This window comes from Streptomyces sp. 150FB, assembly GCF_000818195.1.
Taxonomy (GTDB): Bacteria; Actinomycetota; Actinomycetes; order Streptomycetales; family Streptomycetaceae; genus Streptomyces.
The window spans coordinates 2,571,065-2,577,043 of the sequence record NZ_JTHL01000001.1; the positions used below are offsets into that span (position 1 = coordinate 2,571,065).

Here is a 5,979-nt window from a genome sequence, read left to right on the forward strand (position 1 = left end):
CCGACCATGGTACGGGGCCAATCGGTCATGTGACCGGTCCCGGTCCCAGTGGTCATGTGAAGAGCGGCGTCGGCGGCAGCATCGGCCCCGATTCCACCCAGATCGCGGCGGGCGCGGCCCTCATGGCCGCTGCCGCCGTCGGCGGGTCCTGGCTCCTGCGGCGCCGGGCGAGCGGCGCGCAGAGAAGCTGACGGGGGCGGCAGCGGCCGCCCTCGTACGTACCCGCCCCGCGTCCCCGTCCCCGTCATGCTCATCGCTGCCGGGGGCGGGGAACACCCATCCAGTGGAGGACCGGACCCGTGACAGCCGACGCCAAGGGCAAGGGCTGGCTGATGGTCATCGCCGCCTGCATCGGCATCTGGCTCGTCCAGACCGGCCTGAAGCCGGTGACTCCCCCGCTGCCGTCAGCCGCGGAGGCCTTCACCGCGGACTCAGGCCCCGGCTCCGGCTCCGGGTCGGACTCCGCCTCCGCTCCCCGCCCGCGTACGGAAGCGGCGGCGGCCGCGATGGCGCCGTCAGCCCCCGTACGTCTGCGCATCCCCGGCATCCAGGTGGACACGCCCCTGATGCGGCTGGGTCTCGGGCCCGACCACAGCCTCGACGTACCGCCGTCGGGGAACAGCAACGTCGCCGGCTGGTACAAGGACGGCACACCCCCGGGCGCCAAGGGCACGGCGATCATCACCGGCCATGTCGACAACGCGCGCGGTCCCGCCGTCTTCTACGCCCTGGGCACGTTGAAAAAGGGGCACAGGGTCGAGGTGACCCGCCGCGACGGACGTACGGCCGTCTTCACCGTCGACGCCGTGGAGGTGTACGCGAACGACGCCTTCCCTGACCGCAAGGTGTACGGGGCCGCCGACCGGGCCGAGTTGCGGGTGATCACCTGCGGAGGCGGCTTCTCGGCGAAGAGCGGCTACCAGGGCAATGTGGTGGCGTACGCCCATCTCGTCGGCGTGCGCTGACCGTCCGCCTCACGCCGTCCACTGGTCGAACCCGAGCTTCGCGACCAGCCCGAACACGACCACCAGCAGCACACCACGCACGAACTCGCTGCCCTTCCTGAGCGCCATCCGCGCGCCCAGCATCCCGCCGATCAGGTTGAACACAGCCATCACGGCGGCCAGTTGCCACAGCACCGTGCCCTGATAGGCGAACATCGCGAGCGCGCCCGCGTTGGTGCACACGTTCACGATCTTCGCGGTGGCGGATGCGGTCACCAGGTCGAGGTGGAGCACGGCGGTCAGCGCGAGTACGAGAAAGGTCCCGGTGCCGGGACCGAACAGCCCGTCGTAAAACCCGATCCCGCCGCCCACCAGCACGATCGCGACGACCACTTGGCGACGGGTGGCCGGAACGCCCGCCTGCGCCCTCCCGAAGGACGGCCGCAGCATGACGAAGGCGGCCACCGCCACCAGCACGACCATGATCACGGGTCGCAGCACCTCGCTGCTGATCCCGGCGGCGAAGAACGCGCCGGTCATCGAGCCGACGAGCGCCATGAGCCCGATCCGCACCGCGGCCTTCCGGTCGACCGGCGCCTTGCGCAGATACGTGACGGCGGCGCCGGACGTACCGACGATCGCCACCGCCTTGTTCGTACCGAGGATGCTCGCGGCCGGCACATGCGGCAGCCCGAGCAGCACGGCGGGCAGAAGCAGCAACCCCCCACCACCCACAACGGCGTCGATCCACCCGGCCGCACCGGCGGCAAGGCAGAGCAGAACAAGTGTGGTCAGGGATATGTCGGGCACGCCCGTGATCTTATAGCGACCATTTACCCCACATCGTTCCGCGCCGGTGAGCCCTTCAGGTAGCGGAGTACCGCGAGTACCCGGCGGTGGCCCTGTTCCGAGGGGGGCAGGTCCAGCTTGGTGAAGATGTTGGCGATGTGCTTCTCGACCGCGCGTTCCGATACGACGAACATCTCGGCGATGGTCTGGTTGGACTTGCCCTCCGCCATCAGCGCGAGCACCTCGCGTTCGCGCGGTGTGAGCGTGTCCAGGGCCGAGGAGCGGCGGCTCGCGCCGAAGAGCTGGGCCACGACCTCGGGGTCCAGGGCGGTGCCGCCCGCAGCGATGCGTTCGAGCGCCGCCACGAACTCGCCGATGTCGACGACCCGTTCCTTGAGCAGGTAGCCCACCCCGCCGCCACCGTCGCCGAGGAGTTGCGCCGCGTACTTGGTCTCCACGTACTGGGAGAAGATCAACACACCGGTGCCGGGCGCCGTTTGGCGGATGGTGACGGCGGCCCGCAACCCCTCGTCGCTGTGTCCCGGCGGCAGCCTGATGTCGATGATCGCCGCGTCCGGGCGGTACGTCTCGACAGCGGCCAGCAATTTCTCCGCGTCGTCCACGGCGGCGGCGACCTCGACGCCCCGCAGGGTGAGCAGTTGGACGAGTCCGTCGCGCAACAGGGCCGAGTCCTCGGCGATCACGACACGCATGTTCGTGGTCCACTCCCCTCTCTTCAGCTCAGCGGTACGGCAGGACGACGTCGACCACGGTAGGCCCTCCCGGTGGGCTGTCGCAGCTCAGCGTCCCGTCGACGGTACGGACCCGGGCCAGCAACCCGGTGAGCCCGCTGCCCGCCCCGATCACCGCGCCGCCGCGCCCGTCGTCCAGTACGGAGAGCCGCAGCGTGCCGTCCCGCACGCTCACCTCCACCTCGGCCTCCTCGGCGCCCGCGTGCTTGACCGCGTTGGTGAGGAGTTCGGCGGCGCAGAAGTACGCGATGGCCTCCAGCGCCGGAGTTGGGCGCTCCCGGATGTCGGCGGTCAAGGTGACGGGCAGTGGGGTGGCCGCCGTGAGCGTGGTGAGGGCGGTGTCCAGGCCCTGGTCGAGTACGGGCGGATGGATGCCCTTCACCAGATCGCGCAGTTCGGCGACGGCCTGCGTCGCGCTGCCGCGCGCGGTCTCCACCACGGTCAGAACCTCCTCACGCCCGGCATCAGCGTCGATCAGCTCCCTGATCAGGGTCAGATGCATGCCGAGCCCGACGAGTCGGGCCTGCGTACCGTCGTGCAGGTCCCGTTCGATCCGGCGCAGCCGCGCCACCGCCTCGTCCACGGCCTGCGCGCGGGTCTCCTCCAGCGTGCGTATGCGCCGGTCTGTGGCGTTGGGGCCCAGCAGTGAGCGCAGCACAAGGCGGTGCTGGACGACTGTCATCCGTACGAGCCACTCGGCGGCGAACAGCAGGACCAGGCCGACGGCAACGGGCAGCAACCAGCGTGGCCAGGTGTCGAACTGGACGCCGCCGACCTCCAGCGACACCCGCCGTACGGAACCGTCGGCCGCGCGGACCGTGAAGTAGTTCCACCGCTTGATGAGGGGGTGGAGGGTGAGCAGCAGCCCGTACGCGTAGCCGATCGCCACAGCGACGACGGCGGGGACGGCGGTGACCGGCGTCACCAGCGCGCTGGCGACCGCCCGCCACCCGGCCCTGTCACCGAGCACGGACCTGCGCCAGCCCAGCGCGCCGGGCGCGGTGCGCCGCACCGCCGGCTCGATCTCGAAGCCCAGCAGGGCGCGGGCCAGAGCCCGTTGGGCCGTGCCGAGGGCGAGGGCGCCGCGTACGGTCAGGGCCAGCATCCAGGGACCGAGCGCGGTGACCGACAGGACGGCACCCAGCAGCAGTCCCGACAACACCAGCACCATGCCGGGAAGCGCGAGGGGCAGCGCGATCAGGGCGTACAGCAGGGCGGCGGAGGACCGGCGCAGTCGTTGCATGGCGTCCAACCTAGGAGAGCGGCGTCACGAGGTCCTGAGCCGGCCCGGAACCGGTCCGAGCCGGTGGCAGAAGCCTCCGGACGGGACAAGATCTAGAGCTGGTGGATGACGGGGACGGCGAGGGCACATCCGACCACGGCGGTCAGCAGCGCGAGACCGGTCACCTTCACCAGGCCCAGCCGCCGGCCATCGAGGAAACGGGTCACCAGCCTCCCCTGGAGGGCGGTGAGTCCCCTGCCTATCCAGAGCACCGCCAGCAGGAACGCCAGCGCGCCGACGGCATGCACCGCCCACGCCCCGGCGAGGGTCGGGCCGCCCCAGGCGCTCTCCGGGTGGGCGTCGGGACGCAGCGGATAGCCGAGGTTCAGCGGGACGAGGAACAGACCGTAGCCGGTGAGGGCCGTCGCGATCAGGTTGAGCGGGGTGCTGAGTACGGCGTGCGCGAGGGCGAGCGGGCCCGTACGTTCCGGCTCGCCGATCTCCAGGCCCAGCAGCCGTCTGGCCAGGGACCGTTGGAGGCGCCCGGCGGGGCCGCCGAACAGCGCGAGTGGGACGCAGAGGAGTCCGAGGGGCAGGGCGATGATCAGGTAGACGACCCGTTTCCAGGTCGCGGCTTTGAACGGTTCGCCGAGGACGGTCCCGGCGAGAGCGCCAAGGCGCGCCGTGGCGCTGCCGGTTGGACCAGCGGTCCCGGTCGTGCTCGCGGTCCCGGTCGTGGGGAATTGTGGTGGCTGTGCGATGTCCATGGTGGGTGACCTCTGCTGTCGACGTGGCGGCTTTCCTGTTCTCGCTCCTCAAGGCTCCCGCCGGAGCGGCCACGGCACGATCGTGCCCGCACGGAGGTCGGAGGTGGGGTAAACTGAACCCCACACCTCCGGGCCGTCCTGCCCCGCCGCTTCCCCATATTTGACCGATCGTTCCACCAAAACCTAGAGTCCTCACCATGGCCAGGACCAAGGAATTCGATCCGGACGCCGCCCTTCAGTCAGCCCTTGAGCTGTTCTGGCGGTGCGGCTATGAGGCGACATCCATGGCCGGCCTCGTCGAACATCTCGGGATCGGGCGCGCCAGCATCTACGCCACCTTCGGCAACAAGCACGAGCTGTACCTCAAAGCGCTCGACCGCTACGGCGAGGCGCGCGACCCCGCACTCCTCGCCGAGTTGTCCCGGCCCGGTCCCGCTCTTCCCGGCGTACGCGCGGTGGTACGGCAGTTCGCGGCCGAGGCGACCGGCGGCGACACCCGGTCGTACGGCTGCTTCGTCACCAACACGGCCGCCGAACTCGCCCCGCACGACGGCGCCGCCGCCCGCAGGGTCGAGCTGAGCTGGGCGTACCTGGAGACCCTGCTGCACTCCGCGCTCGTCAGGGCCGCCGGCAGCGGCGAACTGGCCGCGGACCGCGACCCGCGCGCGCTGGCGCGGACGCTGCTCGTCCTGATGCAGGGCATGCGGGTGGTCGGCAAGGCGTCGGACGACCCGGCGCGCGTACGGGACGCGGCCGAGCTGGCACTCACGCTGCTCGCCTGATCACCTGACCTCAAAGCAGAACGATCAGTTCAGTAAGTCGTCAACAACCCCCGCCACCCCTACCCCTATCGCTGGAGTCACCCCGATGTCCGACCGCTTCACCGACCGATCCGTCCTCGTCACCGGCGCCGGTTCAGGCCTCGGCCGTGCCATCGCCCGCGCCTTCGCCGCCGAGGGCGCCTCCGTGGTTGTCGCCGGCCGCTCACGTGACCCGCTGGAGCGGACCGTCGCGCTGATCGAGGAGTCCGGCGGCACGGCCGCCGCACACTCGGCCGACATCACCAGCTCCAACGACGTACGGGCCCTCGTACAGCGGTCCGCCGATCTCTTCGGCGGTCTCGACATAGCCGTCAACAACGCGGGGATTTTCCGCGGCGGTCAGCCGCTCGCCGATCTGGCCGAGGCCGACTGGCACGCCCTGCTCGACGTCAACGTCACCGGCCTCCTGTACTGCCTCCAGGCGGAGATCGACCAGATGCGGGCCGGCGGCGGCGGGGCGATCGTCAACATCGCCTCCAACCTCGGCGCGCACCGCCGCGCCCCCGGTATCGCCGGGTACATCGCGTCCAAGGCCGCCGTGTCCGCGCTGACCAGGGCCGCCGCGCTGGACCACATCCAGGAGGGCATCCGTATCAACGCGGTCAGCCCCGGCGCTTCGGACACCTCGATGTCGCTGCGTCCCGGTGAGAGCGTCGAGGACCGGGCGGTACGGATGAAGCAACA

8 protein-coding genes are annotated in these 5,979 nt (G+C 70.8%); 4 read left to right on the forward strand and 4 right to left on the reverse strand.

Going from position 1 to position 5,979, the window contains the following annotated elements; genetic code table 11:
- Both QR77_RS43415 and QR77_RS10785 read left to right on the forward strand, forming a co-directional pair.
- Positions 1-191: MYXO-CTERM sorting domain-containing protein (locus QR77_RS43415; RefSeq protein WP_347359774.1), on the forward strand; the 191-nt coding region annotated here is incomplete at its 5' end.
- 141 nt (positions 192-332) lie between these two features.
- Positions 333-965 (forward strand): class F sortase, encoded by a 633-nt coding sequence (locus QR77_RS10785; RefSeq protein WP_040027682.1) that lies wholly within the window; start codon positions 333-335, stop codon positions 963-965.
- A gap of 9 nt (positions 966-974) precedes the next feature.
- Here QR77_RS10785 and QR77_RS10790 read toward each other — a convergent pair whose 3' ends face one another.
- The 4 genes from QR77_RS10790 to QR77_RS42100 form a co-directional block, all read right to left on the reverse strand.
- Complete coding sequence (locus QR77_RS10790) at positions 975-1,754, reverse strand: TSUP family transporter (RefSeq protein ID WP_040021241.1); 780 nt, start codon at positions 1,752-1,754, stop codon at positions 975-977.
- 23 nt (positions 1,755-1,777) lie between these two features.
- Entirely contained in the window at positions 1,778-2,446 is a 669-nt protein-coding gene (locus tag QR77_RS10795) for a response regulator transcription factor (RefSeq protein ID WP_040021243.1), read from the reverse strand.
- 28 nt (positions 2,447-2,474) lie between these two features.
- Positions 2,475-3,728 (reverse strand): sensor histidine kinase, encoded by a 1,254-nt coding sequence (locus tag QR77_RS10800; protein WP_040021245.1) that lies wholly within the window; start codon positions 3,726-3,728, stop codon positions 2,475-2,477.
- Between the two features lie 92 nt (positions 3,729-3,820).
- On the reverse strand, positions 3,821-4,474 hold the full coding sequence (locus QR77_RS42100; protein WP_052488666.1) for a hypothetical protein: 654 nt from the start codon (positions 4,472-4,474) through the stop codon (positions 3,821-3,823).
- 197 nt (positions 4,475-4,671) lie between these two features.
- On the opposite strand from QR77_RS42100, the gene QR77_RS10810 reads away from it, so the two are divergent.
- Together QR77_RS10810 and QR77_RS10815 are read left to right on the forward strand one after the other, a co-directional pair.
- Entirely contained in the window at positions 4,672-5,256 is a 585-nt protein-coding gene (locus QR77_RS10810; RefSeq protein ID WP_040021247.1) for a TetR/AcrR family transcriptional regulator, read from the forward strand.
- An 85-nt stretch (positions 5,257-5,341) separates the two neighbouring features.
- A partial coding sequence (locus tag QR77_RS10815; protein ID WP_063798166.1) for an SDR family NAD(P)-dependent oxidoreductase occupies positions 5,342-5,979 on the forward strand: 638 nt, incomplete at its 3' end.

What these genes read in the sequence shown, in the direction of transcription:
- QR77_RS10785 (WP_040027682.1), top strand. Translation starts at nt 333, where the DNA reads ATGGTCATCGCCGCCTGCATCGGCATCTGGCTCGTCCAGACCGGCCTG.
- QR77_RS10795 (WP_040021243.1), bottom strand. Translation starts at nt 2,446, where the DNA reads ATGCGTGTCGTGATCGCCGAGGACTCGGCCCTGTTGCGCGACGGACTC.
- QR77_RS10800 (WP_040021245.1), bottom strand. Translation starts at nt 3,728, where the DNA reads ATGCAACGACTGCGCCGGTCCTCCGCCGCCCTGCTGTACGCCCTGATC.
- QR77_RS42100 (WP_052488666.1), bottom strand. Translation starts at nt 4,474, where the DNA reads ATGGACATCGCACAGCCACCACAATTCCCCACGACCGGGACCGCGAGC.
- QR77_RS10810 (WP_040021247.1), top strand. Translation starts at nt 4,672, where the DNA reads ATGGCCAGGACCAAGGAATTCGATCCGGACGCCGCCCTTCAGTCAGCC.